1 pseudogene is annotated in these 517 nt (G+C 49.5%); it reads right to left on the bottom strand.

Annotation, left to right across the window (positions count from 1 at the left end):
• Nucleotides 1-112: 112 nt before the first annotated feature.
• Nucleotides 113-517, bottom strand: a pseudogene (gene ppnN, locus K0039_RS24925) (nucleotide 5'-monophosphate nucleosidase PpnN); the annotation flags it as partial.

The following is a 517-nucleotide window of genomic DNA, read 5'->3' on the forward strand; positions in this document are numbered from 1 at the left end:
ATTTGTCGCGTGAGGGTGGTAAGAAACATTCATATAACAAATGAAATGAGTTGATGAGTAAGTGACCAAAAACGAGAAAACCCGGCAACAAACGTCACCGGGGGAGCGGAGATTACGTGCAGATTTCGTAGCAAGGGATGTAGGCTGAGCCTGGCAACTTCATACGATGCTGGGCAACAAAACCCTGTAGCAGGTCGTCCATACGACGCATAAACCCTTTATCGCCGTTGATTTTGTAAGGACCAAACTCTTCAATGGCGCGAATACCGACTTCTTTTACGTTACCCGCCACAATACCGGAGAACGCACGGCGCAGGTCGGCAGCCAGCACTTCAGCAGGTTGATCCGGGTTAAGCTTCAGATTAGCCATATTCTCGTGAGACGGCTCAAACGGCATTTGCAAATCTGGCGCAATGCGCATTGACCAGTTAAAGCTGTAGGCATCGCCTGTATCACGGCGATTTTCTTTCACCAGCGGCATCGATTTTTTCATCTGACGAGCGACTTCAGCTGCGTC

This window comes from Terrisporobacter mayombei (genome assembly GCF_020748465.1).
Lineage (GTDB): Bacteria > Bacillota > Clostridia > Peptostreptococcales > Peptostreptococcaceae > Terrisporobacter > Terrisporobacter mayombei.